Annotated in this window: 27 protein-coding genes and 1 tRNA gene; 19 read left to right on the top strand and 9 right to left on the bottom strand. The window is 61.1% G+C overall.

Going from position 1 to position 24,209, the window contains the following annotated elements:
- Positions 1–16: 16 nt before the first annotated feature.
- On the bottom strand, positions 17–1,021 hold the full coding sequence (locus M3P21_RS01165) for a GlxA family transcriptional regulator (RefSeq protein ID WP_249706125.1): 1,005 nt from the start codon (positions 1,019–1,021) through the stop codon (positions 17–19).
- A gap of 174 nt (positions 1,022–1,195) precedes the next feature.
- On the opposite strand from M3P21_RS01165, the gene M3P21_RS01160 reads away from it, so the two are divergent.
- The gene (locus M3P21_RS01160; protein WP_249706123.1) at positions 1,196–2,566 is read left to right on the top strand and encodes a class II 3-deoxy-7-phosphoheptulonate synthase; all 1,371 of its coding nucleotides are present in this window, start codon (positions 1,196–1,198) and stop codon (positions 2,564–2,566) included.
- A 50-nt stretch (positions 2,567–2,616) separates the two neighbouring features.
- Here the strand turns inward: M3P21_RS01160 and M3P21_RS01155 are convergent, their stop codons facing one another.
- Positions 2,617–3,273: a PAS domain-containing protein gene (locus tag M3P21_RS01155; protein WP_249706121.1), complete on the bottom strand. Its 657-nt coding sequence runs from the start codon at positions 3,271–3,273 to the stop codon at positions 2,617–2,619.
- A gap of 398 nt (positions 3,274–3,671) precedes the next feature.
- Between M3P21_RS01155 and M3P21_RS01150 the strand changes: the two genes are divergently transcribed.
- Positions 3,672–4,256 carry a GNAT family N-acetyltransferase gene (locus M3P21_RS01150; RefSeq protein WP_249706120.1) on the top strand — a complete coding sequence of 195 codons (585 nt, stop codon included), beginning with the start codon at positions 3,672–3,674 and terminating at the stop codon, positions 4,254–4,256.
- 167 nt (positions 4,257–4,423) lie between these two features.
- Here the strand turns inward: M3P21_RS01150 and M3P21_RS01145 are convergent.
- Positions 4,424–4,513: transfer RNA gene (locus tag M3P21_RS01145), tRNA-Ser, on the bottom strand.
- A gap of 132 nt (positions 4,514–4,645) precedes the next feature.
- Here M3P21_RS01145 and M3P21_RS01140 point away from each other — a divergent pair.
- From M3P21_RS01140 to M3P21_RS01095, 10 genes are all read left to right on the top strand, one after another.
- Positions 4,646–5,488, top strand: a complete 843-nt coding sequence (locus tag M3P21_RS01140; protein ID WP_249706119.1) for a DUF2059 domain-containing protein — start codon at positions 4,646–4,648, stop codon at positions 5,486–5,488.
- Complete coding sequence (locus tag M3P21_RS01135; RefSeq protein WP_249706117.1) at positions 5,488–6,297, top strand: DUF2059 domain-containing protein; 810 nt, start codon at positions 5,488–5,490, stop codon at positions 6,295–6,297. Before M3P21_RS01140 ends, M3P21_RS01135 begins: the two co-directional genes overlap by 1 nt.
- A gap of 209 nt (positions 6,298–6,506) precedes the next feature.
- A complete protein-coding gene (locus M3P21_RS01130) occupies positions 6,507–7,115 on the top strand; it encodes a 50S ribosomal protein L21 (protein ID WP_249706115.1) in 609 nt (202 codons plus the stop codon).
- Positions 7,116–7,126: 11 nt separating this feature from the next.
- Entirely contained in the window at positions 7,127–7,396 is a 270-nt protein-coding gene (gene rpmA / locus M3P21_RS01125; RefSeq protein WP_249706113.1) for a 50S ribosomal protein L27, read from the top strand.
- Between the two features lie 78 nt (positions 7,397–7,474).
- Complete coding sequence (locus M3P21_RS01120) at positions 7,475–7,978, top strand: GNAT family N-acetyltransferase (protein WP_249706112.1); 504 nt, start codon at positions 7,475–7,477, stop codon at positions 7,976–7,978.
- Positions 7,975–8,583 (top strand): LysE family translocator, encoded by a 609-nt coding sequence (locus M3P21_RS01115; RefSeq protein ID WP_249706110.1) that lies wholly within the window; start codon positions 7,975–7,977, stop codon positions 8,581–8,583. The genes M3P21_RS01120 and M3P21_RS01115 overlap by 4 nt, the downstream gene beginning before the upstream one ends.
- Positions 8,580–9,116, top strand: a complete 537-nt coding sequence (locus M3P21_RS01110) for a GNAT family N-acetyltransferase (RefSeq protein WP_249706108.1) — start codon at positions 8,580–8,582, stop codon at positions 9,114–9,116. Before M3P21_RS01115 ends, M3P21_RS01110 begins: the two co-directional genes overlap by 4 nt.
- A 37-nt stretch (positions 9,117–9,153) precedes the next feature.
- Positions 9,154–10,188 (top strand): GTPase ObgE, encoded by a 1,035-nt coding sequence (obgE, locus tag M3P21_RS01105; protein WP_249706105.1) that lies wholly within the window; start codon positions 9,154–9,156, stop codon positions 10,186–10,188.
- Entirely contained in the window at positions 10,176–11,282 is a 1,107-nt protein-coding gene (gene proB, locus M3P21_RS01100) for a glutamate 5-kinase (protein WP_249706103.1), read from the top strand. The genes obgE and proB overlap by 13 nt, the downstream gene beginning before the upstream one ends.
- A gap of 49 nt (positions 11,283–11,331) precedes the next feature.
- Positions 11,332–12,594: a glutamate-5-semialdehyde dehydrogenase gene (locus M3P21_RS01095; RefSeq protein WP_249706101.1), complete on the top strand. Its 1,263-nt coding sequence runs from the start codon at positions 11,332–11,334 to the stop codon at positions 12,592–12,594.
- A gap of 4 nt (positions 12,595–12,598) precedes the next feature.
- Here M3P21_RS01095 and M3P21_RS01090 read toward each other — a convergent pair whose 3' ends face one another.
- On the bottom strand, positions 12,599–13,195 hold the full coding sequence (locus M3P21_RS01090) for a histidine phosphotransferase family protein (RefSeq protein ID WP_249706100.1): 597 nt from the start codon (positions 13,193–13,195) through the stop codon (positions 12,599–12,601).
- A gap of 48 nt (positions 13,196–13,243) precedes the next feature.
- On the opposite strand from M3P21_RS01090, the gene M3P21_RS01085 reads away from it, so the two are divergent.
- From M3P21_RS01085 to tsf, 5 genes are all read left to right on the top strand, one after another.
- The gene (locus tag M3P21_RS01085) at positions 13,244–13,426 is read left to right on the top strand and encodes a DUF3553 domain-containing protein (RefSeq protein ID WP_249706098.1); all 183 of its coding nucleotides are present in this window, start codon (positions 13,244–13,246) and stop codon (positions 13,424–13,426) included.
- A 96-nt stretch (positions 13,427–13,522) separates the two neighbouring features.
- Positions 13,523–14,287 (top strand): L-ornithine N(alpha)-acyltransferase, encoded by a 765-nt coding sequence (olsB, locus tag M3P21_RS01080; protein ID WP_249706096.1) that lies wholly within the window; start codon positions 13,523–13,525, stop codon positions 14,285–14,287.
- Positions 14,284–15,126 (top strand): lyso-ornithine lipid O-acyltransferase, encoded by an 843-nt coding sequence (gene olsA / locus M3P21_RS01075; RefSeq protein WP_249706094.1) that lies wholly within the window; start codon positions 14,284–14,286, stop codon positions 15,124–15,126. Before olsB ends, olsA begins: the two co-directional genes overlap by 4 nt.
- Before the next feature lie 161 nt (positions 15,127–15,287).
- A complete protein-coding gene (gene rpsB, locus M3P21_RS01070; RefSeq protein ID WP_249706093.1) occupies positions 15,288–16,076 on the top strand; it encodes a 30S ribosomal protein S2 in 789 nt (262 codons plus the stop codon).
- Between the two features lie 77 nt (positions 16,077–16,153).
- The gene (gene tsf / locus M3P21_RS01065) at positions 16,154–17,029 is read left to right on the top strand and encodes a translation elongation factor Ts (RefSeq protein WP_249706091.1); all 876 of its coding nucleotides are present in this window, start codon (positions 16,154–16,156) and stop codon (positions 17,027–17,029) included.
- 404 nt (positions 17,030–17,433) lie between these two features.
- Here the strand turns inward: tsf and M3P21_RS01060 are convergent, their stop codons facing one another.
- The 3 genes from M3P21_RS01060 to M3P21_RS01050 form a co-directional block, all read right to left on the bottom strand.
- Positions 17,434–18,189, bottom strand: a complete 756-nt coding sequence (locus tag M3P21_RS01060; RefSeq protein ID WP_249706089.1) for a helix-turn-helix transcriptional regulator — start codon at positions 18,187–18,189, stop codon at positions 17,434–17,436.
- Positions 18,186–18,635, bottom strand: a complete 450-nt coding sequence (aroQ, locus tag M3P21_RS01055) for a type II 3-dehydroquinate dehydratase (protein WP_249706087.1) — start codon at positions 18,633–18,635, stop codon at positions 18,186–18,188. The genes M3P21_RS01060 and aroQ overlap by 4 nt, the downstream gene beginning before the upstream one ends.
- 362 nt (positions 18,636–18,997) lie before the next feature.
- Positions 18,998–20,002, bottom strand: coding sequence for an NADPH:quinone oxidoreductase family protein (locus tag M3P21_RS01050; RefSeq protein ID WP_249706085.1), 1,005 nt, complete (start codon positions 20,000–20,002; stop codon positions 18,998–19,000).
- A gap of 127 nt (positions 20,003–20,129) precedes the next feature.
- Here M3P21_RS01050 and M3P21_RS01045 point away from each other — a divergent pair, with 127 nt between their 5' ends.
- Both M3P21_RS01045 and M3P21_RS01040 read left to right on the top strand, forming a co-directional pair.
- Positions 20,130–20,960 (top strand): SDR family oxidoreductase, encoded by an 831-nt coding sequence (locus M3P21_RS01045; RefSeq protein ID WP_249706083.1) that lies wholly within the window; start codon positions 20,130–20,132, stop codon positions 20,958–20,960.
- Positions 20,961–21,009: 49 nt separating this feature from the next.
- A complete protein-coding gene (locus M3P21_RS01040; RefSeq protein ID WP_249706082.1) occupies positions 21,010–22,038 on the top strand; it encodes a phosphotransferase family protein in 1,029 nt (342 codons plus the stop codon).
- Here M3P21_RS01040 and M3P21_RS01035 read toward each other — a convergent pair.
- Positions 22,035–22,799, bottom strand: a complete 765-nt coding sequence (locus M3P21_RS01035) for an SDR family NAD(P)-dependent oxidoreductase (RefSeq protein WP_249706333.1) — start codon at positions 22,797–22,799, stop codon at positions 22,035–22,037. The genes M3P21_RS01040 and M3P21_RS01035 overlap by 4 nt on opposite strands.
- Before the next feature lie 135 nt (positions 22,800–22,934).
- Positions 22,935–24,164: an acyl-CoA dehydrogenase gene (locus M3P21_RS01030; protein ID WP_249706080.1), complete on the bottom strand. Its 1,230-nt coding sequence runs from the start codon at positions 24,162–24,164 to the stop codon at positions 22,935–22,937.
- Positions 24,165–24,209: the final 45 nt, after the last annotated feature.

Genomic DNA, 24,209 nt, shown 5'->3' with positions numbered 1-24,209 from the left:
AGGCGGAACGCGACGGCTATCCCGTTGTTCGCCCGGCCTGCGCACCACGCTCGCGGTAGGGCGTGGTATTATAATGCGCGCGGTAGCATTTCGAGAAATGGCTGGGCGAGGCAAAGCCGCAGGCCAGCGCCACGTTGATCACCGTCATGTCGGTCTGCATCAGCAGGTTGCGCGCCTTTTGCAGCCGTAGCTCCATGTAATAGCGCTTGGGGCTACGGTTCAGATAGCGGCGGAACAGCCGTTCGAGCTGGCGGGTGGACATGCCCACATCCTTGGCCAGAATCGACGGGCTGATCGGTTCCTCGATATTGCGCTCCATCATCTGGATCACCTGGCTCAACTTGGGATGGCGAACGCCGATGCGGGTGGGCACCGACAGGCGCTGGGTGTCCTGATCTGTGCGGATGGTGGAATAGATCATCTGATCGGCCACGGAATTCGCCAGTTCTTCTCCGAAATCATCGGCAATGAGCTTGAGCATCAGGTCGATGGACGAGGTGCCGCCCGCCGTGGTCATCCGGTTGCCGTCGACCAGAAAGACCGATTTGGTCAGCTCGACCTCGTCGAATTCCTCGGTGAAACTGTCGGAGTTCTCCCAGTGGATGGTTGCGCGTTTGCCATCCAGCAGCCCGGCCTGGGCCAGAGTATATGCACCGGTGCATAGCCCGCCGATCTTGATCCCCTTGCGGGCCTCGCGGCGCAGCCAGCTGAGCAGCCGCTTGGTGGTGGCCTTTTGCACATCGACGCCCGAGCAGATCAGCACCGTGTCGTCGCGCGACAGCTCGCCCAGATCGCCGTCCAGCTTGAAACTGGTGCCTGCCGAGCAATGGGTGATATCGCCGCCCTCGCTCACAAGGCTCCAGGAATAGAGCTCACGCCCGGACATGCGGTTGGCAATGCGCAGGCTGTCGAGCGCCGAGGCAAAGGACAGCAGCGAAAACTTGTCCAGCAGCACAAAGACAAAGTGCTTTGGCTTGGTGGATTCAACGTCCACTTCGACAACTTGGCGTTGCTCTTTCATTTCCGGATCTTCCCAAACTGGCGGCTGTCGCGGGTAGCGCCGGACAGCATGGCGTGCGCAGCACCATGCTCTGACGTAAATTGCCGCGTCAAGAGCTTCAAATCACGTATGGCCTCTGTTTCCCGCTTTTTGTATAGAAGCCTCCTGAACAGTTCTTAGCGGAGACGAAAAGCTATGAGTGAGTGGCAAAAAACCGACTGGCGCAACAAGCCTCGGGTTCAGATGCCCGACTATACCGATCCGGCGGCCCTGGCTGCGGTTGAGGCGCAGCTTGCAAAGTATCCTCCGCTGGTATTTGCGGGCGAGGCCCGACGGCTGAAACAGCATATCGGCGCCGCGGGCCGGGGCGAGGCGTTCCTGCTGCAGGGCGGCGATTGCGCCGAAAGCTTCGAGCAATTCAGCGCCGACGGCATCCGTGACACGTTCAAGGTGATGCTGCAGATGGCGATGGTGCTGACCTATGGCGCCAAGGTGCCGGTGGTGAAAGTGGGCCGCATGGCGGGCCAGTTCGCCAAGCCACGCAGCGCGCCGACCGAAGTGGTGGACGGGGTGGAACTGCCCAGCTACCGCGGCGACATCATCAACGAGCTGCCCTTCACGCCAGAGTCGCGCATTCCAGATCCCAAAAAGATGTTGCAGGCCTACACCCAGGCGGCGGCAACGCTGAACCTGATCCGGGCCTTTTCCACGGGCGGGTATGCGGATGTGCATCAGGTTCATGCCTGGACGCTGGGCTTTACCGAAAGCGAAAAGGCCGAGGCCTATCGCGAGGTGGCCAACCGCATCACCGACACGCTGGATTTCATGAAAGCCGCCGGTGTGACCCAGGACGCGGCCCACACGCTGCAATCGGTCGAGTTCTACACCAGCCACGAGGGCCTGCTGCTGGAATACGAAGAGGCGCTGACGCGGCTTGATTCGACCTCGGGCAACTGGCTGGCGGGCTCCGGGCACATGATCTGGATCGGCGACCGCACCCGTCAGCCCGACGGGGCGCATGTGGAATTTGCGCGCGGCGTGCTGAACCCGATCGGTCTGAAATGCGGGCCCACCACGACGCCCGAGGACCTCAAGGTTTTGATGGGCAAACTGAACCCCGAAAACGAAGCGGGGCGCTTGACCCTGATCGCGCGGTTTGGTGCCGGCAAAGTGGCTGAACACCTGCCGCGTCTGATCAATGCGGTGAAAGAAGAGGGCGCAACCGTGACCTGGGTCTGCGACCCGATGCATGGCAACACCATCAAGTCGGCCACCGGCTACAAAACGCGCCCCTTCAACGCGGTGCTGGGCGAGGTGCGGGATTTCTTCGCCGTGCATCAGGGCGAGGGCACAATTCCCGGCGGCGTGCATTTCGAGATGACCGGCCAGGACGTGACCGAATGCACCGGTGGCGTGCGCGCAGTGACCGAAGAGGATCTGAGCGACCGTTACCACACCGCCTGCGACCCGCGCCTGAATGCCAACCAGTCACTGGAACTGGCCTTCCTCGTGGCCGAGGAACTGTCACAGCGCCGCCAGAATGGCAGCAAGCGCGCCGCCAGCTGATCACGGCCACTATCGCTAAACGGACAAGGCGGGCAGGGTGCCCGCCTTTTTCATGTCTCGCGAACCGGCTCCAGCCGAAGACCCGACCGGTCACGCGTTGGTGCGGTTGCCCCCGTACCGGCGCACCGTCCGGGTTCCAGCTCCGGACTGATCGCGCGATGATGCGCGGTTTCAATATGCATCTGACCGATACCCTTGGCCGAGGCATCCTCGGACACGATGACCCCCAGCGCCCGGTCTACATTGCCACATTCGCTGCGCAGCGGCAGCAGGATCATCCGCGCGGTCGGCGTCTTGCGCCCGAACCGGCGCTGCCCGCAGAGCGTCAGGTCCACGATGGCCGGGCCATCGAACAGACGGGTCAGATGATCACTCACCGCCTGCCGGTCCGGTCCCGCAAACAGAGCGGTCAGCGGGACGCCTGAAACCTCCATGTCCATCAACTGTGTCAGGTGTTGTCCGGCCAGCCGGAACCGGGCCAAGCCGGGGGCCACACGTTCCAGAATGAAGGCGTATTGCAGCAGATTTGACAGGCCGCGCGGGTCGATCGCCGCCCGTTTGGGGACCCCATCCCCCTGACGCAGCGCGGCCCAATAGGCCTCGGCCTGACGCAGCGGTGACAGGCTGGCGCGGGGCCGGAAACTGTCGAGTGTCACAATCTTTGAACCCTTGCCCGAAAGCTGTGCGGGTCTGGCCAGCGGTTTCATCGATACACTCCTTTCACGGTCTCATGTCCGGCCTCGTCTGGCAGGTAAACCAGCATCACGAAGCATCTTCTGCCCATCAAACTGACATGATTTACTTCAATTTTGGATCAAATCTTTAACGACTGGTTAACGATGTCCGGGCAAAGGCCGACTCGAAAGCGAATTCAAGCAGAACTCCTTTCCCCTCTGTCGAACCTCCCGCGCCCCGCGAAAGGGCAACTGGTTGGTGGTCAACCGAGCCCGACCATTGGCCTCTCGACAGTGCAGAAGAATTGAGGCAGCTTGCGACCAACAATCTTTCGTCATCAATCGCCCGGGCAACGCCATCCAGCGGTCAGACGGTAACAAGCCTGAGCGCGGATATTGAACGGCATCCCAGAGCCACACAGGAATTTCGAATGAACATCAGACCGCTTCGCAGGGGCGAGCACAAACTGATCGGCGCAATCATCGGCGAAAGCTTCACAGGCGATCCTGTGAATGAATTCCTCCTTGGGCCGCAGCCCGCCATCACCGCGTTTAACGTCTATGTGGCGCGGGAATTATACCTGAAACATGGGTTCGGTCACGTGGCCGAAGACCATTCCGCCGGTACGATGTGGTTGCCACCCGGTGTGTCCAAACATATCGCGTTCCATAAGATGTTGCCAACTTTGGCCGCGCTGCTGAGACATAGTGGTCCACGCCGGCTTATCCGGGCGCTGCCCGCAGATGACGAGTTCGCCCGGCATCGCCCCAAGGAACCCCATTTCTACCTCTATGCGATCGGGACGACCCTGGCCGGACGCGGCAAGGGCATGGGCGGCAAGCTGCTGAAGGCCGGGCTGGAACAGGCGGACAAAGCCGGGCTGCCTGCCTATCTGGAAAGCAGCAAAGAAGAGAATATCGGCTTTTACCGGAACTATGGTTTCGAAGTGACGGGCACCTGTCATCCGGTCGAAGGCTGCCCGAAAGAATGGCTGATGTGGCGTCCCGCGCAATAACGGCTGATGCCCGCCCGGGCGATGGCGAAAAATATCAGCCAAACAGGCAAGCGGTAGACCGATACGGATGAGGTCGCTTTTTGCGCGCGCTCATCGTATCTGCGAAACGACGAGCCGTTCAGTGTCCTGATCCAGGGTTGAATGGCGTTTCCCCGTAGAAAAGCCTGTGGCGGAGAGACAGGGATTCGAACCCTGGGTGGGCTTGCACCCACAACGGTTTTCGAGACCGCCCCGTTCGACCACTCCGGCACCTCTCCGCGGGGGTCTGTGAGGCGGGGATGTAGTCAGGAACGCCACGCGGTGCAAGCAGAAATTTCCGAAAACCACACTTGAGAATTTATCACTTGAAATTGATTGCCCGTTTACGGAAATGGATTAGGCTTGACTGCATGCTGAGACGAGTTTTGACACCGCCGTATTTTGCGGCCCTGATCGCAGCCCTGATCCTCTGGACGTCATCCGCGGCGCACGCCGCGGACCGGACACGGGTCGAGGCATTTCTGACAACCACCGGATTCGATGTGGCGCTGGACAGTATCGCACTGTCCTCCTCCTCGGCGCCTGAGATGCTGGGATTTGATCCCGGCGATTTCGGGTCGGAATGGACCCGACTGACCAATGAGGTCTTTGATACCGAGGTGATGCGCAGCATCGCGCTGGACATTCTGGAACAGACACTGAGTGACGAAGCGCTGACCCATGCGGTCGAGTTTTACGCCAGCAATCTGGGCCAGCGACTGGTCGAGGCCGAAAACGCCTCGCATATGATTGAGGACGATACCGTCAAGCGTGACGCAGGCGAGGCGCTTGTGTCGCAATGGGTCGAGGATGGATCGCTCCGGGTCGAGACGCTCAAGCGGATGAACCAGGCCATCGATTCCACCGGCACGTCCTTGCGTGCGCTGCAGGAAATCCAGTACCGGTTCCTGCTGGCCGCCAGTGCGGCGGGCGTGGTCGATCTGCGCCTTGATCCCGGCGATCTGCGCGAGATGCTGAAGAACAATGAAACCGAATTGCGGCTGGCCCTGCAACGCTCGGCCCTGTCCGGGGCGGCCTATACCTATCAGGGGTTCTCGGACGCGGACATGCTGGCCTATACCGAAGCGCTGGAACAGCCGCTTATGCAGGAGGTCTATGAACTGCTCAACGCGGTCCAATACGAGATCATGGCCAACCGGTTCGAAGTGTTGGCCGCGCGCATGGCCGAGTTGCGCCCGTCGCAGGAATTGTGATGCGCCGCGCGGCCTCGGTGATCGCGACCGCGATGCTGCTCGGGGCTCCGGCGGCGGCCGAGGAATCGCTGGATGAACTGGTCACCGCCATGCGACTGGAGGAGGTGGTCACCATTCTGGTGGATGAGGGGCGCCGCTATGCCGCGTCGCTGAACACCGACATGCTGGATGGCGATGCGGGGAGCTATTTCTTTGCGCGGGTTGACGAGATCTATGCGCCCGACCAGATGGTGCAGACGATGCGCGACACCATCCGCGAGGAATTGAACCCGGCGCAGATATCAGAGGCGGCGGTGTTTTTCAGCAGCGATCTGGGGCAGACCATCATCTCGCTTGAAAACTCAGCCCGCCGTGCGCTCAGCGATCCGGCGGTGGAGGAGATGGCGCAGGAAAACGCCAAGACGATGGATCGCGACAGCCACCGGTTCCAGCTGATCGAGGAATATATCGAGGTCAACGAACTGGTCGTGCGTAATGTCGAGGGAACGCTGAGCTCGGATTTCAGCTTTTTCCAGGGCATGGCCTCGATTCAGGACACAGGTTCCGACGACCGCGCGCTGCTGGCCGAGCTGTTTTCGCAGCGCGAAGCAATGGAGAGTGACACCCGCGAGTGGCTGCACGGGTTCCTCGTGCTGGCCTATCAGCCGCTCACGGATGTGCAGATGCGCGAGAATATTGCCTTCTCCGCCTCCGAGACGGGGCAGGCGCTTAATCAGGCGCTGTTCGTGGGCTTTGACCGGGTCTATGACCGGATCTCGTTTGAACTGGGCGAGGCGGTGGGATTCGCCATGCAATCCAGCGATCTCTGAAAAGGGATTGACATCTTTTACTGATCCATCAATAAGCGCCCATCCCGGCCCGGACACCCGCGCCGGGTTTCGTTATCATTGGCCCTTCAGGGGCCGCAATTCCGCCCGCTGCAATGGGCGCGCTGTTCGACGGTGGCCCTGCCTGAAACGGGGGGTCGCAAACACCCGGACCGGGGACCACAGAACGCGGTAAAGAAAAGGAAACTCGCATGTTCGCGGTTCTCAAGACCGGCGGCAAGCAATACAAGGTTCAGGCGGGCGACATCCTGCGCGTCGAGAAACTTGCTGCTGATGCCGGCGAAAAAATCCAATTCAACGAAGTTCTGATGCTGGGCGGTGACGCTCCGGTTGTTGGTGCGCCTTTTGTGGACGGTGCTGCCGTTCAGGCCGAGGTCATCGACCAGATCAAGGGTGAAAAGCTCATCCACTTCGTCAAGCGTCGCCGCAAGCACAGCTCGCAGCGCACCAAAGGTCACCGTCAGAAGCTGACGCTGGTCAAGATCACCGACATTCTGGCCGCTGGCGCAGACAAGTCGGGCATCAAGGCCGCAACCGGTTCCGCACCTGCGGGCGCCGCTGCACCTGCTGCCAAGCCTGCCAAAAAGGCCGAAGCGAAGGCCGCAGCACCTGCCGCTGCCACCGACGACCTGACCAAGCTGACCGGTGTTGGCCCTGCCGCCGCCAAGAAGCTGGCCGAAGCCGGTATCGAGAGCTTTGCCGCTCTGGCCGCCTTGTCGGACGAGCAGATTGCTGCTATCGACGCGGTCAAAGTGAAACCCGAATGGGTTGAGCAGGCCAAAGAACTGGCCAAAGGCTAAGGAGAGAGAGAATGGCACATAAAAAAGCTGGCGGTTCCTCCCGTAACGGCCGCGACTCAGCGGGTCGCCGCCTTGGCGTGAAACTCTATGGTGGCCAGGCGGTCATCCCGGGCAACATCATCGTGCGTCAGCGCGGCACCAAGTTTTGGCCGGGCGAAGGCGTGGGCATGGGCAAGGATCACACCATCTTTGCAACTGTTGACGGTGCCGTGAAGTTCCACAAGGGACTGAAAAACCGCACCTTTATTTCGGTCCTGCCAGTGGCGGAGGCCGCCGAGTAAGCCGGAACCCAAACAGGTTTGACAAAATCGGGGATCGGCAGAAATGCCGGTCCCTTTCTCGTTTTCAGGAGCGGTCCCATGACCGACGTGATCACAACTCAACGCCTTGTCCTGCGCCGGTTCCGGCGTGGCGATGCTGCTGAGTTGGTCGACCTCCTGAACAATCTGGAGGTGGTCCGCTGGTTGACACGGGTACCATACCCTTACCGGCTCGATCACGCGCTCGACTTCATCGAGAACGTCGCCACCCGGGATTTGAATGCATGTGCAATTCTGAAAGATCAGAAGCTTGTGGGGACAATCTCCGTAGGCGAGGAACTTGGCTATTGGATCGGGCAACCCTATTGGAACCGGGGCTATGTGACTGAAGCCGCAAGGGCGATGGTTGCAAGGTACTTCGAAAGTCAGGATGCCGATCTGCCGTCGGGCTACCATCTGGGCAACGAAAGGTCGTGTGCGGTTCTGACCAATCTGGGCTTTCGGCCAACGGGTCGACGATGTGCTCTGTCAGAGCCCCTGCAACGAGACGTCATAATTCAGAACATGGTGCTGACCCGCGCCTGCTGGGAGGCTGCGCAATGAGCGTCGCTGCGGGCAGCTTCCTGATCTTCGCCGCCTCTCAGGTGGGCACACCGGGTCCGGCCAACATGGTCCTGCTGGGCACCGGTGCCCGCTATGGGTTCCGGGCGGCCTTGCCCTTTGTGGCGGGTGTGATCGCGGGCAAGCAGCTGATCATCTGGCCGGTGGGCTTTGGGCTGATGCAACTGGCGGATCAGGCCCCAATGCTGTTCGCGGCGTTGAAATACGCCTCGGCCGCCTATATCTGCTGGTTGGCATGGAAGGTCGCGAACCTGCGCCTGTCGCCGGGACAGGCAGAGCAGGCCGCGCCGGGGTTTCTGCCCGGTCTGATCGTCCATCCGCTCAACCCCAAGGCCTGGGCCATGATCGTGGCCGGGTTCACCGGCTTCGTCGCCCCAGGATCGTCACCATTCTGGTCTACGCTCACAATCGCTGTTTGTTTGTTGAGTTGCCAGGTGATCCTGCACCCGATCTGGACCTTCGCCGGGGACCGGATCGCGCATAGCGTCGCAGGACGCCCGGCGGAGAAATATCTGATGTGGACATTGGCGGCGCTCACCGTCGCATCGGTCCTGTTTGTGCTGTTCGGAGGAGGAACGCGCGCATGAAATTTGATACTATCATCAACCAGCCGGTGATTGAGACCGACCGCTTTGTCCTGCGCCCTTTGCGGCGTTCGGATATGGGGCTGATCGAGCATTTCGCCAGCGACAAACGCGTGGCCAGCATGACCCAGTCGATCCCGCACCCTTTGCCACCGGGCGCGGTCGAGGATTTTGTGACCCGCTCGATGTCCGAATACCGCGACGAGGATGTCTGGGCCATCGACGGCACGCCCGAAGGCGGCTCTGAATTGATGGGGCTGATCGCGCTCGAACGGTTGGACCGCAATCAATCCGAGATCGGGTATTGGGTTGCGCCGGTTTTCTGGAACACCGGTATCGCGTCCTTGGCGGTCGAGGCGCTGGTTCTGGCCAACCCGCTGGACAATGACACGATGTTTGCCAGCGTATTTCAGGACAATCCGGCCTCGGCGCGGGTGCTGACACGCTGTGGCTTCGAATATCTGGGCGATGCTGAAAATTTCTCGGTGGCGCGCGATGCAAATGTGCCCACCTGGACCTATAGCCGAAAACTGTGACTTGAGGCCGATGGGGCCTTTGCATTAGGGGATGCACATGAAATTTCTCGATCTCGCAAAGGTCTATATCCGATCCGGTGGCGGCGGTGGCGGCTGTGTCAGCTTCCGCCGCGAAAAGTTCATCGAATATGGTGGGCCGGATGGTGGTGATGGCGGCAAGGGCGGCTCGGTCTGGGCCGAGGCGGTGCATGGGCTGAACACGCTCATCGATTTCCGTTATCAGCAGCATTTCTTTGCCAGGAACGGCCAGCCCGGCAAGGGCCAGCAGCGCACCGGCAAGGATGGCGACGATATCATCCTGCGGGTGCCGGTGGGCACCGAAATCCTGGATGAGGACGAAGAAACCGTGATCGCCGATCTGACCGAGGTCGGTCAGCGCGTGCAGCTTGCGCGCGGCGGCAATGGCGGTTTTGGCAACCTGCACTTCAAATCTTCGACCAATCAGGCCCCGCGCCGCGCCAATCCGGGGCAGGAAGGCGTCGAACGCACGCTGTGGCTGCGGCTGAAGCTGATTGCTGACGTGGGTCTGCTGGGACTGCCCAATGCGGGCAAGTCGACCTTTCTGGCGGCCACGTCGAACGCGCGGCCCAAGATCGCCGATTATCCCTTCACCACGCTGCATCCCAATCTGGGCGTTGTCGGCGTGGACAATGTGGAATTTGTCGTGGCTGACATTCCGGGCCTGATTGCGGGTGCCCATGAAGGGCGCGGCATTGGCGACCGCTTCCTGGGCCATGTGGAACGCTGCGCGGTGCTGTTGCATCTGGTCGACGGCACCTCGGAAACCGTGGCCGAAGATTACCAGACCATCATCACCGAACTTGAGGCCTATGGCGGCCATTTGGCTGACAAGCCCCGCGTGACGGTGCTCAACAAGGTTGACGCGTTGGACGAGGATCAGCGCGAAGAGGCCGCGCAGGCGCTGCGCGACGCGTCGGGTGGCTCGGTGATGTTGATGTCGGGCGTGGCCCGCGAAGGCGTGACCGAAGTACTGCGCGCCCTGCGCAGCCAGATCGACGCCGACCGCCTGCGCCACAAACCCGTGGAGGAGGCGCAGGTTTGGCAACCCTGAGCGCTGCAAGGCGGGTTGTCGTCAAGATCGGCTCGGCCTTGCTGGTGGACCGTGTGAGCGGCGCGTTGCGAGCTGGATGGCTGCATTCGCTGGCCGAAGATGTCGCATGGCTCAAAGGGCAGGGGGCGGATGTTATTCTGGTCTCGTCCGGTTCCATTGCGCTTGGCCGGGGTGTTCTGGGATTGGGCGGAACCGATCTGGCGCTGGAACAATCCCAGGCCGCCGCTGCCGTTGGCCAGATTCGGCTGGCGCGGGCCTATGAAGAAGCGCTGACGCCTTACGATATCAAGACCGCGCAGGTGCTGGTGACGCTGGAGGATAGCGCCAACCGACGCCGTTATCTGAACTCTCGCGCGACATTGGAAACGCTGCTGGGTCTGGGCGTGGTGCCGATCGTGAACGAAAATGACACGATCGCGACGGACGAAATCCGCTATGGCGACAATGACCGGCTGGCGGCGCAAGTGGCGGTTACCGTGGGCGCAGATCAGTTGATCCTGCTCTCGGATGTGGACGGGTTCTATTCCGCCAATCCCTCTGAGGACCCCACTGCCACGCGCTACGATGTGATCGACCGCATCACGCCCGAGATAGAGCGGATGGCGGGCGACGCCGGCTCGGGGCTCTCGAAAGGGGGCATGAAGACCAAGCTGATGGCGGCGCAGATGGCGACGGCGGCTGGATGCGCAATGGCGATCACCGAAGGATCGCCCGATAACCCGTTGCAAAAGCTTGAAAATGGCGCCAACCACACTTGGTTTACGGCAACGCTTGACCCGCAGGCGGCGCGCAAGCGCTGGATTGCGGCGATGAAACCGCGCGGCGAGGTTCTGGTGGATGCAGGGGCCGCCAAGGCTTTGTCCAATGGCAAGAGCCTGCTGCCTGCAGGCATCGTCGAAGTGTCCGGCAGTTTCGGTCGTGGTGATCCCGTGGCCATTGTCGGACCCGAGGCTCGAAAACTGGGGCAGGGTCTCAGCCGCTATACCGCGCAGGAATCTGATGCCATCAAGGGTCGCAAATCCTCTGAGATAGAAGAGACGCTGGGCTATCCCGGGCGTGCGGCGCTGATTCACCGGGATGATATGGCGCTGTGAAGCGTCTGGCTGTAAAGAACTCGCAACGATCTGATCAAAGGCGCATGTGATGAAAGACCTCGACAACATTCCCGCCCTGATGGCCGACATCGGTGCCCGTGCCAAAGCGGCCTCGGCAGAGCTCGCCTTTGCCAATGCCGAGCGCAAGCATGCCGCGCTGATCGGAGCCGCCGAGGCGGTCTGGGCCCGCCGGGATGAGATCATCGCCGCCAATGCCAAGGACCTGGACTATGGCCGCAACAAAGGGCTGAGCGCGGCGATGATGGACCGGTTGATGCTGGACGAAGACCGTATTCGCGGCATGGTCGACGGGTTGCGCACCGTGGCCGAACAACCCGATCCGGTTGGCGAGGTTCTGGCCGAATGGGACATGCCCAGTGGCCTGCATATCCGCCGGGTGCGCACGCCTTTGGGTGTGATCGGGGTGATCTATGAAAGCCGCCCCAACGTGACCGCCGATGCCGGTGCGCTGTGTCTGAAATCGGGCAATGCGGTGATCTTGCGCGGCGGTTCGGAAAGTTTTCATTCCTCCGGCGCGATCCACGCCTGTCTGGTTGACGGGCTGAAAGCGGCCAACCTGCCCGAGGATGCGATCCAGCTGGTGCCGACCCGCGACCGGGCGGCGGTGCAGGAATTGCTGACCATGACCGACACCGTCGATGTGATCGTGCCGCGCGGCGGCAAGGGGTTGGTCGGGCTGGTGCAGCGCGAAGCGCGGGTTCCGGTCTTTGCCCATCTCGAAGGCATCGTGCATATCTATATCGACAAACATGCGGACCCGATAAAGGCGCGTGAAGTGGTGATGAACGCCAAGACCCGCCGCACCGGTATTTGCGGTGCGGCCGAATGCTTGCTGGTGCATCAGGACATTCTTGACGGGATTGGCCACGACACCATCGCGGCGCTGGTTCAGGCGGGCGTGGATGTCCATGCCGAAGGTGCGCTGGCGCAGGAAGGGACATCGGTCGCCACGAGCGAGGACTGGGGCAAGGAATTCCTCGACATGATCATCGCCGCCAAACCGGTGGCCGATATCGACGCGGCCATCGCGCATATCCGGCGATATGGCTCGAACCACACCGATTGCATCATCACCGAAGACGATGCCGCCGCCGCGCGGTTCTTTGAACGCCTCGACAGTGCGATCCTGATGCGCAATGCCTCGACCCAGTTCGCCGATGGTGGCGAGTTCGGTATGGGCGCCGAGATCGGCATCGCCACCGGCAAGATGCACGCGCGCGGCCCGGTGGGCGCGGCGCAGCTGACCAGTTTCAAATACCTGGTCGAAGGCGACGGCACGGTCCGGAGCTGAGCGCTCAGAACCGGATGGTGATCTGCGCCTCGTCCGAGGTCACCTCGACGCGGTTGCCCAGTTCAGTGGCGGCTGCGGGCAGCAGCGCGAACTGAACCAGCGCAGGCGTGATCTCGGCCCCGGCTGCCGGGTTGCTCAGCGTTTCCCAGACCTTCGGGTCCAACGAAAGGACCGGACCGGTCGCGGTCACGGTCCAGCGCCCGCCAGTCTTGTCAAAGCGCACCTGCCCGCCCTGGGGCAGTGCGGTTTCACAGCACTGGAACGCCAGGAAGGCCAGCCGAACCACAGTGCGCGGGCAGGGGTCGTCATGGGTCCAATCCACGGTGACCCTTGCGCCGCGATTTACCTCTTTCAGGACCGAACGGATCTCGGGCCCGCCCAGCATCTGCGCCCCGGCAATCCCGTAAGCGATGCGAAAGAACTGTATCCGCGCCCCGGCGCTGTCGACGCTGTCCGAGATCAGATCCATCTCGGGGCCGCTGGGTGCGCCTGTCATTTCAAGAAGTTCCAGACCATTGTTGATCGCGCCGATCGGGCTGATCAGGTCATGACAGATGCGCGACCCGATCAGGGTTGCCAGGTTGACGGTGCTTTCGCCCATGCGCTACCTCCGGTATATCGCTTTCTCATATCCCAGACAGGGGCCGACATGTCTGATCTGAACGCTATCCTTGCACCGGGCATGTTCGTGCGCCACCCCGATTACCCCGATTGGGGCATTGGACAGGTACAGTCCAATATCGGCGGTAAGATTACCGTGAATTTCCCCGACCAAGGGAAGATGGTGATCGACGGCACGCGCATCGCCCTGATGCCCGTCTTTGATCCGTGAAATAGGTTTACGAAAGGTTAATCCGGCGTCGGTTGCAATCGGCGCACGCGATGCGGTATCAGCGCGCAAACCCTCGCTTTTTGAGACCTGAACCTGATGCCGGATAGCGGACCGAGCTTTACAGTCAGACTTGCCGAAACCGACGCCGACCTGCGCGCGGCGCAGCGGTTACGCTATGACGTATTCGTGCGCGAATTGGGCGGCGGTGGTGCGATGGTCGACCATGAGCAGGGGCTGGAGCAGGACCAATTTGATCCCTATTTTGACCATATGCTGATCTCGGATGACAGTTCGGATCAGGTGGTCGGTGTCTATCGCCTGCTGCGCGGTGATCAGGCCAAAAAGATGGGTCAGTTCTATTCCGAGGATGAGTATGATCTGAGCGTCCTGCGCCAAAGTGGCCGCAAACTGCTGGAGCTGGGCCGCTCGTGCCTGCATGCCGAGTACCGGGGAGGGGCTGCGATGTATCATCTGTGGAACGGGCTGTCGGATTATGTCGCCGATCACGACATCGAGGTTCTGTTCGGTGTGGCAAGCTTTCACGGCACCGACATGGGGGCACTGGCGCAGCCGCTGTCGATGCTGCATCACAACCATCTTGCGCCGCCGGAACTGCGGGTGCGGGCGCAGCCCGACCATTTCCAGTCGATGGATCTGGTCGCGCCGGATCAGTTGGACCGGCGCGCCGCCATGGTGCAGGTGCCCGCGCTGATCAAGGCCTATCTGCGTCTCGGCGGCTTTGTGGGCGAGGGGGCGTTCATCGACCATGCCTTCAACACCACCGATATCTGTCTGGTGCTGGATACCGCGCGCCTCAACGCCCGGCAGCAGCGCATCTATGGCGGGGGCCGCAGCGCATGAGCACCACCTGGCAAGGCAACGATGCACCCGACCCGCTCCGGATTGGATTACGTGGCTGGGCGCTTGTTGCGCTGCGCGGTCCGTTGTTGGCGTTGCTGGTGCTGGGGGGGCTGCTGATCCTGCTGGCGCTGCGCGTGATTGAGCGTCCGCTTTTCGGGATGCGCCGCCCGGTAACTCCGTTCATCACCCAATTCGTCTGCCGCAACGCGTTCCGCATTGTTGGGATGGGCTTCAGAACCAGCGGAACATTGATGAGTGAACCCGGCGCGGTGGTGGCAAATCACAGTTCCTGGCTCGACATCTTTGCGCTCAACGCCCGCAAACGCATCTATTTCGTGTCCAAGGCCGAAGTCGCGGCCTGGCCCGGTATCGGCTGGCTGGCGCGCGCTACCGGCACCGTGTTCATCGAGCGCGACCGCCGCAAGGCGCGCGAGCAGACCAAACTGTTCGAAGAGCGTCTGAAAGCCGGGCACAAACTGCTGTTTTTCCCCGAGGGCACCTCGACCGACGGGCAGCGTGTGCTGCCCTTCAAGACCACGCTGTTTGCCGCCTTCTTCACCGAAGAGCTGCGCGCGTTCATGTATGTGCAGCCGGTCTCGGTGGTGTTTCATGCCCCCAAGGGGCAGCCCGAGCGGTTTTATGGCTGGTGGGGCGAGATGGACTTCGGGCCGCATCTGCTCAAGACCCTGGCCGCCTGGCCGCAGGGAAGCGTGGAACTGATCTATCACATCCCGGTGAAAGTCAGCGATTTTGCCGACCGCAAGGCGCTGGCCGCCCATTGCGAAACAATCGTGCGGCAGGGCCACGGGCAGATGCGTGCACTCGAGGCGCAGCCTTGAAAAATAGGGCTTGCGGTTCAGTCAGTGCTGACTTATACGCGCGCCATTAACCCACAGGCGGGGTTTTGGCCTGTTCAGGAGAGACATCCCTGACAGACCCCCGGTTGGAGCATCCGCTCTACACCCCCGCCGAGGATCGAAACCGGAAAGGATACTTGAGCATGGCTCTTCCTGAGTTCTCCATGCGTCAGCTGCTTGAAGCGGGCGTTCACTTTGGCCACCAGACCCAGCGCTGGAACCCGCGCATGGGCCCGTTCATCTACGGCTCGCGCAACGGCATCCACATCATGGACCTGACGCAGACCGTTCCGATGCTGGATCAGGCGCTGCAGGCCATCCGTGACACCGTCGCCAAGGGTGGCCGCGTGCTGTTCGTCGGCACCAAGCGTCAGGCGGCACAGCCGATCGCCGAAGCCGCCGAGAAGTCGGCGCAATATTACATGAACCACCGCTGGCTGGGCGGCACGCTGACCAACTGGAAAACCGTGTCCCAGTCGATCAACCGCCTGCGTCAGATCGATGAGGCCATGGAATCCGGTGCCGAAGGCCTGACCAAGAAAGAGCGTCTGGGCATGGAGCGCGACCAGCAGAAGCTGGAAGCATCGCTGGGCGGTATCCGCGAGATGGGCGGCACGCCCGACCTGCTCTTCGTCATCGACGTCAAGAAAGAAGCGCTGGCCATCGCCGAAGCCAACAAGCTGGGCATCCCGGTTGTGGCTGTTGTCGACACCAACTGCTCGCCCGATGGTGTCGATTACATCATTCCGGGCAACGATGACGCGGCCCGCGCGATCTCGCTCTATTGCGATCTGGCAGCCCGCGCCGCGCTGGACGGCATGACCGCCCAGCTGGGCAGCGCCGGTGTTGATCTGGGCGCGATGGAAGAAGCGCCGGTCGAAGAGGCCGTTGCCGAAGAGGCCCCGGCAGCGGAAACGCCTGCCGAAGCCTGATCCGACCGTCATCGAAATGACATCAGGGGCAGGGTATGACCTGCCCCAAACCGTTTTGAATTGAGGAGAGCCAAGAGATGGCAATCACAGCAGCAATGGTGAAAGAACTGCGCGACACCACAGGCGCAGGCATGATGGACGCCAAGAAGGCGCTGACTGAAACCGAAGGCAACATGGACGAAGCCATCGACTGGCTGCGCACCAAGGGTCTGGCGAAGGCGGCCAAGAAATCGGGCCGTACCGCCGCCGAGGGTCTGGTTGCCGTTGTCGTCGAGGGTGGCACCGGTGTTGCCGTCGAAGTGAACTCGGAAACCGACTTCGTCGGCAAGAACGCCGAGTTCCAGGAAATGGTCGGCAAGATCGCCTTTGCCGCGCTGGGTGTCGATGATGTCGACGCGCTGAAAGCGGCTGATCTGGGTGGTAAGACCGTCGCTGACACGCTGACCGACAAGATCGCCACCATTGGCGAGAACATGTCGGTGCGCCGGATGGCCAAGCTGGAAGGCGAGACCGTTGTTTCTTATGTGCACAACGCCGCAACCAACGGCATGGGCAAGATCGGTGTTCTGGTCGCGCTGAACGGTGGCGACGCGGCCATCGGCAAGCAGGTTGCGATGCACATCGCCGCTGCCAACCCGGCGGCCCTGTCCGAGGCCGACATGGACCCGGCGGTTGTCGAAAAGGAAAAGCAGGTACAGATGGACATCGCCCGCGAATCCGGCAAGCCGGAGCAGGTGATCGAAAAGATGATCGTCGGCCGGATGAAGAAATTCGTCGCTGAATCGACCCTGCTGAACCAAGCTTTTGTTGTGAACCCCGACCTGACCGTCGAGGCCGCCGCCAAGGAAGCCGGCGCAACCGTCACCGGTTTCGTGCGTCTGGAAGTTGGCGAAGGCATCGAGGTTGAAAAGGAAGACTTCGCAGCCGAGGTGGCCAAGGCCGTACAGGGCTGAGGGTATTCCATCGCGGGTCGGGCCTCCCGACCTGCTGAAGACAAATTGAACCGGTCATCTTTGGGTGACCGGTTTTTTCATGCGCCGCGCGTGCCAATCCGATGCTGTACAGTCGCGATGCCCTCTGGCGTCAATGAAATATGAGGGGATTGAGGAAGAGGGGCCCCGATTCAATGGGGATGGATGGGACCCCTCAGAAGCTCCGAAGCGGATGCGGACTATGCACACCCGACTCCGGACAGGTTTGAGTGCCCTGAAATCACAGGGATCATTTCCCGATGTCCCTTGGCTAAAGCCACCACTCACGGAACGTAACTATATTGCGAGAATACGCGTTAAGGGGAAAGTAATGGATTCCTTACCCCGCGTAAACTTGGCGCGCTCCAGGACGTGATGGGCGCTGGTCAGGCCTCGACCACGAACATCTGGTTGTGCAGCGAGGCTTTCAGAACGGCCTGTGCCGTGGTTTCCACCGCCAGAGACTCGCGCGCAAGGCGCAGGTGCTTTTCGACCGTTGCGGATGTCAGGCCCATCAGAATGGCGATATCCTGAATGGTCTTGCCATCGCCAACCCATTCCAGCGCCTCGCGCTGCCGCTTGGTCAGCGCGCGGTTGGGGGCGGTGTAGGGCAGGGTGAGGATCTTGAGATGCGCGATGTTGTTCATCAGCAGCACTTCGCGCCCTTTCTCGGCCCAAAGCGCGTCGATCTCGTCCTGCGTCAGATCGGGTTGCGCGCAGAGCGAGATCGCCCCTTTCGAACGGATCGAGACTGAGTTGAAACTTACAGTGTACCCGACGGTCACACCCATTTTGGCGTTGAATTCATAGACTTCGCGAGACTTCTTTGACACGCTTCGGTCACTCATCAACGCGCTGATCATGCGCCAACTGCCTGCGCCTTCATTCTCGAGCGCCCAATGCAGCATCGGTGCATGAAAGTAGAGGCCCGCATGCAGGAAGCCGTCGATATAATCCTGATCGTGATTTGTGAGGATCACGAAATCCTCGGGATCGCCCAGCGATGTGGCGGTCCGGTATTGGGTGTAGCCATAAAGCAGCCGGTCAAAGCCGTAATTCGCCATCTGCGCGGTGTGACCCGCCCAGAGCTCTTCAAGCGTCTTGGTGTAGCTGATGAACTCCAGGTATTCGACCAGCTTCATTCCGGTCGTCCCCCGCGGATATGCGTGGCCAGGGCATCCAGCGCCAAGCGGTAGCTGTCGGCGCCAAACCCGCTGATCTGGCCAATCGCAACCTTGGCGATGTACGAGCTGTGGCGGAACGGCTCGCGGGCGTGGATGTTGGACAGATGCACCTCGACAACCGGCAACTCCACCGAGGCGATCGCATCCATCAGCGCAATCGAGGTGTGGGTATACGCTCCGGCATTGAACACGATCCCGTCCTGGGTGCCGCGTGCATCATGGATCAGGTCGATCAGTGCACCTTCGTGATTGCTTTGGGCGCAGGAGATTGTCAGCCCGATTTCCGCGCCGTGGCGTTTGCACGCATCCTCAACCATCGCGAGAGTGGTCGAGCCGTAAACTTCGGGTTGTCGCGTGCCCAGAAGATTGAGGTTCGGACCGTTCAGAACCAGAATATTCGCCATTTCTAATGTCCCCATTCATAAAACCAATAAGCGTGTTCTGCCCGGCTTGTCCAGTCATGGACCGGACTGCCGATAAGGGCGAATGAACTGCCGTCCTTGCGACGAGGCAAGGCGTGAACATCAACTTCAAGATGTTTTACCTGCTATATTAACGAGATAATCTGAAAGAACTCTTCTTTCCTGCAACCATTAGGTGTGGATGTGCGGGGGTAACGATCCGGCATTCCGGGCGCGAACCCGCCGAAATGTGATCGCAATGCTGGTGTCAGAATGTCGCAGCGCACAGGAAACTGCCTGATTTGCGGGCAGATTGCGTCCACAGGTTGCAGTTGGCGCGGAATTCCGGGCTGCGATTGAGGGGATCATTCGGGTGCGTCCATGAGGATCACAACCTTGCCCATCACTTTGCGGTCCTGCATCAGGTTCAACGCCTGCGCCGTCTCGGGCAGGGCAAAATGCGCGCTGACCGGCGGTGCGATCCGTCCCTCGGCGTAAAGATCGAACAGCGCTTTCATGTTGGCAGCATGGGCCTGCGGGTCGCGGCGCACCGCGTCCCCCCAGAACACCCCGACGATCTGGACGCCCTTGAGCAGCGGCAGGTTGAGCGGGAGGCTGGGAATGCCGGCCGGAAAGCCGACGACCAGATAGCGCCCCTGCCATGCCATGGCCCGCAGCGCCGGCTCGGCATAGTCCCCGCCCACCGCGTCATAGACCACATCCGCGCCCTTGTGCCCGGTCAGGGTTTTGATCTCATTCGACAGGGATTTCTGCGCGTCGCGATCCATTTCTTTGGCATAGACCAGCGTGTCATCCGCCCCCAGCGATGTGCAGAACGCTGCCTTTTCCTCGGACGAGACCGCTGCGATCACCCGTGCGCCCGCCGCTTTGCCCAGCTCGATCGCGGCGGAACCCACGCCGCCTGCGGCGCCAAGCACCAGCAATGTCTCGCCCGGTTTGATCGCCGCCCGATCGTGCAGCGCATGATACGAGGTGCCATAGGTGAATATGAACGCCGCCGCCACGTCATAGGGCATCGCATCCGGCAGCGGAACCAGCGCCTGGGCCGGGGCAACCGCATGGGTCGCGAAACCACCATACCCGGTCAGGGCCAGAACCCGGTCGCCGGGTTTCACGTTCGAGACTCCTTCACCGCAGCTCAGAACCTCACCGGCGATCTCGCCGCCGGGGGCAAAGGGGCGGCGCGGCTTCATCTGGTAAAGGTCGCGGATGATCAGCGTGTCGGGATAGTTGACGCCCGCCGCGTGCACGCGCACCAACACCTGCCCCTTGCCCGGTTCGGGATCGGGCAGGTCGGTCAGTTCCAGCGTCTCGGGACCGCCGGGGTCGGTGCTCAGCATTGCTTTCATCGGGATCTCGCTCTTGGGATCTGGTTGGATAGGCGGGGTGACGCAAAGTCGTTCAGGCAAATGTTGTTTATCGCGACCCCCGATGCAATGGTTCATTGACACCAGACCGAATTCCGCCGGAGGCCCCATGACCAAACTCAGCCCGCAAACCCTGTTCTCGCTGCAGGGCAAGACCGCCCTTGTGACCGGGGGCGCGACCGGTATCGGTCGCATGGCCGCCGAAGGGTTGGTGCAGGCCGGCGCACGTGTCCTGATCGCTTCGCGCAAAGCGGATGCCTGCCGCGCCGTTGCCGACGAACTGAACGCGATGGGGGCAGAGGGCAGGGCAGAGGGCTTTGGCGGCGATGTCGGGTCTGCCGAGGGGCTCACAGCGCTTGTGGATGAGGTCAAGACCAGGACGGACAGCCTTGATATTCTTATGAATAATGCAGGCTTGACCTGGGGCGCGCCGCTGGATGACTTCCCGTATGAGGCCTGGAAAGACGTCATGGCCGTCAATGTCGCTGGCCCGTTCGAGCTGACCCGCCAACTGCTGCCTCTCCTGCGCGCCTCGGCCCGGGCCGAGGACCCGGCGCGGATCGTCAATGTCGGCTCGGTCATGGGCGAGATTCCGATGGGCGACGGCGCCTACAGCTATGCGGCGTCGAAATCCGCCATCATCCACATGACCCGCATTCTGGCCAAGGAACTGGCGCGCGAACATATCACCGCAAACGCGCTGGCGCCGGGGCCGTTCGTGTCGCGCATGACCGCTTTTGCCACCGCAGACCCCGCGACCCGCGACAAGGTCGGCCAGTCTGTTCCGCTGGGCCGCGTCGGACGTGACGAAGACATCGCCGCAGCGATGCAGTTCCTGTGTGGTCCCGGCGGTGGTTATGTCACAGGGACCATCATCCCGGTTTCGGGCGGCATCAACGTGATGTCGGGGCAGAATATTTTTGCCGCCGCGTTCGAGTGATCTCGCCGCGTTATCAGGCTGAATCAAGATATGTCCCAAGGGTGACCTAATGACCAACGCTGCCCAATCCATCGACTTGCAGGCCGTCGACGCCTATTTGTCGGAACAGCTTCCCGGCTATGGTGGCCCGCTTACGGCACAGAAATTCGAGACCGGTCAATCCAACCCGACCTTTCTCTTGCAAACACCTGAAAAGAAATATGTTCTGCGCCGCAAGCCACCGGGCGTCCTGCTGAAATCGGCCCATGCGGTCGACCGCGAATTCCGGGTTCAAAAGGCGCTCGAAGGCAGCGACGTGCCGGTCGCGGCCATGCATGTTCTGTGTCAGGACGACGCGGTGATCGGTTCCGATTTTTATGTGATGGAGCATGTGGACGGGCGCATTTTCACCGACCCGACCATGCCGGATGAAACACCCCAGGCGCGCACGGCGATCATGGATGAGATGAACCGCGTGTTGGCCGCGCTGCACAGCGTCGATATCAACCGGGCAGGGCTGTCGGACTATGGCCCCGAGGGGAACTATTTCGAACGCCAGATCACGCGCTGGACCAAGCAATATCGCGCCTCGGAAACCCATGACATTCCCGGGATGAACGCGCTGATCGAGGCGCTGCCAAAAGCGATGCCGCCCGATGACGGTCAGCGCACGCTGGTGCATGGAGATTACCGGATCGACAACCTGATCTATGCCCATGAAGGCAGCGCCTGTCTGGCGGTTCTGGATTGGGAATTGTCCACAATAGGGCATCCATACGCCGATCTTGCCGCCGTTATCATGCAATGGCAGATGCCGCCGGGTCGCGAGGGGCGCGGGCTGGCGGGGATCGACCGCGCAGCGCTTGGTCTTCCGTCGGATGGTGCGTTTATTGCGGACTATTGCGAGCGGCGCGGCTTGCCCCGGATCGAGCGGTTCGGGTTCTACCTGTCATTCACGTTTTTCCGCATGGCGGGCATTCTGCAAGGGGTCGCAAAACGGGCGCAGGACGGCAATGCCTCAAACCCGGAACATGCCGAAAGATTAGGACGTTACGTGCCGCTCTTTGCGCAGCATGGGCTGGAGGCTCTCGACCGTTAACGTTCAAACTGACGTTTCAGTTTGCGCATGCCGCTGAGCCAACGTTCATAATCGGTGCCTTTGAGCGCGACATAATCCCGGACCTGTGGATGTGGAAGCACAAGGAATTCTTCTTTTTCAATCGCTTCCATGCAAAACCTCGCAGCGACTTCTGGCTCGATAATGCCATCCAGACTGGCGATGGAGGCCTCGTTGCCGCGGATCATGTCGGTCTGGACGGCCTGTGGGCACAGGACCGAGACACCGATACCCTCATCGCGATAGGTAATGTGCAACCATTCCGCCAGCCCGATCGCGGCATGTTTCGTGACCCCGTAAGGCGCAGCTCCAATCTGGTTCAACAAGCCAGCGGCCGAAGCGGTATTCAGCAGGTATCCGCCACCGCGCGCGATCATGCGCGGCACCACATGACGCGCGGCCCAAACATGTGACATCACGTTGATTTCCCAGGTCTTTTGCCAATCTTCGTTGCTGGTTTCGACGCCACCCAGAGTCAGGATGCCCGCATTGGAGCAGAAAATGTCGATGCCGCCGGTCTGATCCTCGACATCTTCGATAAGCCGCGCAACTTCGGCTTCGTTGCGCAGGTCGGCAGCTATCCCGATGCCATCAATACTGCGTGCGACATCTTCGACGTCCCGTGCATGTAAATCCGTGCAGACAACTTTCGCGGCGCCATGCTCGGCAAAGGCCTTGGCGAGCGCGTGTCCAATTCCACCGGCAGCACCGGTTACAACAACAACTCGATCTCTGATATCCATTTCAGCAGGTTGAGGGCCATCCACACGGATTGTCAACGCCAAGCCATTGTGCTGGCGTCATATTACTCGATATCAAATTAATCATAATACCAATTATACAATTAACGCGTACGCTGCGGTGCGCCCTTGCCTATTTCAATAAAATGCCTGCAAACCGGTTTGTGCGCGGCCCAGGATCAGCGCGTGGACGTCGTGGGTGCCTTCGTAGGTGTTCACCGTTTCAAGGTTCACCATGTGGCGGATCACCTGGAACTCCAGGCTGATGCCGTTACCGCCATGCATATCGCGGGACTGGCGCGCGATGTCGAGCGCCTTGCCGCAGTTGTTGCGCTTGATGATCGAGATCATTTCGGGTGCCGCGCTGGCGTCATCCATCAACCGCCCGACACGCAGGCTGGCCTGCAGGCCCAAAGCGATCTCGGTCTGCATATCGGCCAGTTTGCGCTGGAACAGCTGGGTCTGTGCCAGCGGTTTGTTGAACTGCTTGCGGTCCAACCCGTATTGCCGCGCGCCGTGCCAACAGGCCTCTGCCGCGCCCATCACACCCCACGAAATGCCATAGCGCGCCCGGTTCAGGCAGCCGAACGGTCCCTTGAGGCCCTGCACATTTGGCAACAGCGCCTCCTCGTCGACTTCGACGCCGTCCATCACGATTTCGCCGGTGATCGAGGCGCGCAGGGACATCTTGTTGCGGATTTTTGGCGTACTCAGGCCTTCCAACCCCTTGTCCAGCACGAAGCCGCGGATCTTGCCGTCATGGGCGTCGGATTTGGCCCAGACCACAAAAACATCCGCAATCGGCGCGTTGGAAATCCACATTTTGGTGCCGGTCAGACGGAAACCGCCCTCAATCTTCTCGGCGCGTGTCTTCATGCCTGCCGGGTCTGACCCCGCATCGGGTTCGGTCAGGCCGAAACAGCCGACCCATTCACCGCTTGAAAGCTTGGGCAGGTATTTCCGGCGCTGCTCCTCGCTGCCATAGGCATAGATCGGATACATCACCAGCGAGCTTTGAACCGACATCATCGAGCGATAGCCGCTATCCACCCGCTCGATTTCACGCGCAACGAGCCCATAAGAGACGTAACCAGAACCCAACCCGCCATACTCTTCGGGGATGGTGATGCCCAGCAGTCCCATCTCACCCATCTCGCGAAAGATGCCGGGATCGGTGGCCTCGGACTCGAAGGCCTCGGTCACGCGCGGCTGCAGCTTGCCTTGCGCATAGGCGCGCGCACTCTGGGCAATCATGCGTTCGTCTTCGGTCAACTGGTCGTCCAGGCGCAGCGGATCTTCCCAGTTGAACGATCCCAGATCCGGGGCGTCCTTGGGTTTCAGCGATGGTGTGGCGACGGGGGCGTTCATGGCGGGTCTCCAATGCGGGTATCGGGCAAAAATAACGTGCGTGTG

The organism is Ruegeria spongiae (assembly GCF_023502395.1).
Taxonomy (GTDB): domain Bacteria; phylum Pseudomonadota; class Alphaproteobacteria; order Rhodobacterales; family Rhodobacteraceae; genus Ruegeria_C; species Ruegeria_C spongiae.
This window is presented reverse-complemented; position numbering and strand designations above follow the sequence as displayed.

Excerpts from the sequence above, each read along its gene's own strand:
- M3P21_RS01165 (WP_249706125.1), bottom strand. The coding sequence starts at position 1,021 with ATGAAAGAGCAACGCCAAGTTGTCGAAGTGGACGTTGAATCCACCAAG.
- M3P21_RS01135 (WP_249706117.1), top strand. The coding sequence starts at position 5,488 with ATGCGCCGCGCGGCCTCGGTGATCGCGACCGCGATGCTGCTCGGGGCT.
- M3P21_RS01120 (WP_249706112.1), top strand. The coding sequence starts at position 7,475 with ATGACCGACGTGATCACAACTCAACGCCTTGTCCTGCGCCGGTTCCGG.
- M3P21_RS01155 (WP_249706121.1), bottom strand. The coding sequence starts at position 3,273 with ATGAAACCGCTGGCCAGACCCGCACAGCTTTCGGGCAAGGGTTCAAAG.
- M3P21_RS01140 (WP_249706119.1), top strand. The coding sequence starts at position 4,646 with ATGCTGAGACGAGTTTTGACACCGCCGTATTTTGCGGCCCTGATCGCA.
- olsA (WP_249706094.1), top strand. The coding sequence starts at position 14,284 with ATGAGCACCACCTGGCAAGGCAACGATGCACCCGACCCGCTCCGGATT.
- tsf (WP_249706091.1), top strand. The coding sequence starts at position 16,154 with ATGGCAATCACAGCAGCAATGGTGAAAGAACTGCGCGACACCACAGGC.
- M3P21_RS01130 (WP_249706115.1), top strand. The coding sequence starts at position 6,507 with ATGTTCGCGGTTCTCAAGACCGGCGGCAAGCAATACAAGGTTCAGGCG.
- M3P21_RS01085 (WP_249706098.1), top strand. The coding sequence starts at position 13,244 with ATGTCTGATCTGAACGCTATCCTTGCACCGGGCATGTTCGTGCGCCAC.
- M3P21_RS01090 (WP_249706100.1), bottom strand. The coding sequence starts at position 13,195 with ATGGGCGAAAGCACCGTCAACCTGGCAACCCTGATCGGGTCGCGCATC.
- M3P21_RS01050 (WP_249706085.1), bottom strand. The coding sequence starts at position 20,002 with ATGAAAGCAATGCTGAGCACCGACCCCGGCGGTCCCGAGACGCTGGAA.
- M3P21_RS01115 (WP_249706110.1), top strand. The coding sequence starts at position 7,975 with ATGAGCGTCGCTGCGGGCAGCTTCCTGATCTTCGCCGCCTCTCAGGTG.
- M3P21_RS01095 (WP_249706101.1), top strand. The coding sequence starts at position 11,332 with ATGAAAGACCTCGACAACATTCCCGCCCTGATGGCCGACATCGGTGCC.
- M3P21_RS01030 (WP_249706080.1), bottom strand. The coding sequence starts at position 24,164 with ATGAACGCCCCCGTCGCCACACCATCGCTGAAACCCAAGGACGCCCCG.
- M3P21_RS01035 (WP_249706333.1), bottom strand. The coding sequence starts at position 22,799 with ATGGATATCAGAGATCGAGTTGTTGTTGTAACCGGTGCTGCCGGTGGA.
- M3P21_RS01110 (WP_249706108.1), top strand. The coding sequence starts at position 8,580 with ATGAAATTTGATACTATCATCAACCAGCCGGTGATTGAGACCGACCGC.
- M3P21_RS01045 (WP_249706083.1), top strand. The coding sequence starts at position 20,130 with ATGACCAAACTCAGCCCGCAAACCCTGTTCTCGCTGCAGGGCAAGACC.
- obgE (WP_249706105.1), top strand. The coding sequence starts at position 9,154 with ATGAAATTTCTCGATCTCGCAAAGGTCTATATCCGATCCGGTGGCGGC.
- M3P21_RS01060 (WP_249706089.1), bottom strand. The coding sequence starts at position 18,189 with ATGAAGCTGGTCGAATACCTGGAGTTCATCAGCTACACCAAGACGCTT.
- rpsB (WP_249706093.1), top strand. The coding sequence starts at position 15,288 with ATGGCTCTTCCTGAGTTCTCCATGCGTCAGCTGCTTGAAGCGGGCGTT.
- rpmA (WP_249706113.1), top strand. The coding sequence starts at position 7,127 with ATGGCACATAAAAAAGCTGGCGGTTCCTCCCGTAACGGCCGCGACTCA.
- aroQ (WP_249706087.1), bottom strand. The coding sequence starts at position 18,635 with ATGGCGAATATTCTGGTTCTGAACGGTCCGAACCTCAATCTTCTGGGC.
- M3P21_RS01160 (WP_249706123.1), top strand. The coding sequence starts at position 1,196 with ATGAGTGAGTGGCAAAAAACCGACTGGCGCAACAAGCCTCGGGTTCAG.
- olsB (WP_249706096.1), top strand. The coding sequence starts at position 13,523 with ATGCCGGATAGCGGACCGAGCTTTACAGTCAGACTTGCCGAAACCGAC.
- M3P21_RS01150 (WP_249706120.1), top strand. The coding sequence starts at position 3,672 with ATGAACATCAGACCGCTTCGCAGGGGCGAGCACAAACTGATCGGCGCA.
- M3P21_RS01040 (WP_249706082.1), top strand. The coding sequence starts at position 21,010 with ATGACCAACGCTGCCCAATCCATCGACTTGCAGGCCGTCGACGCCTAT.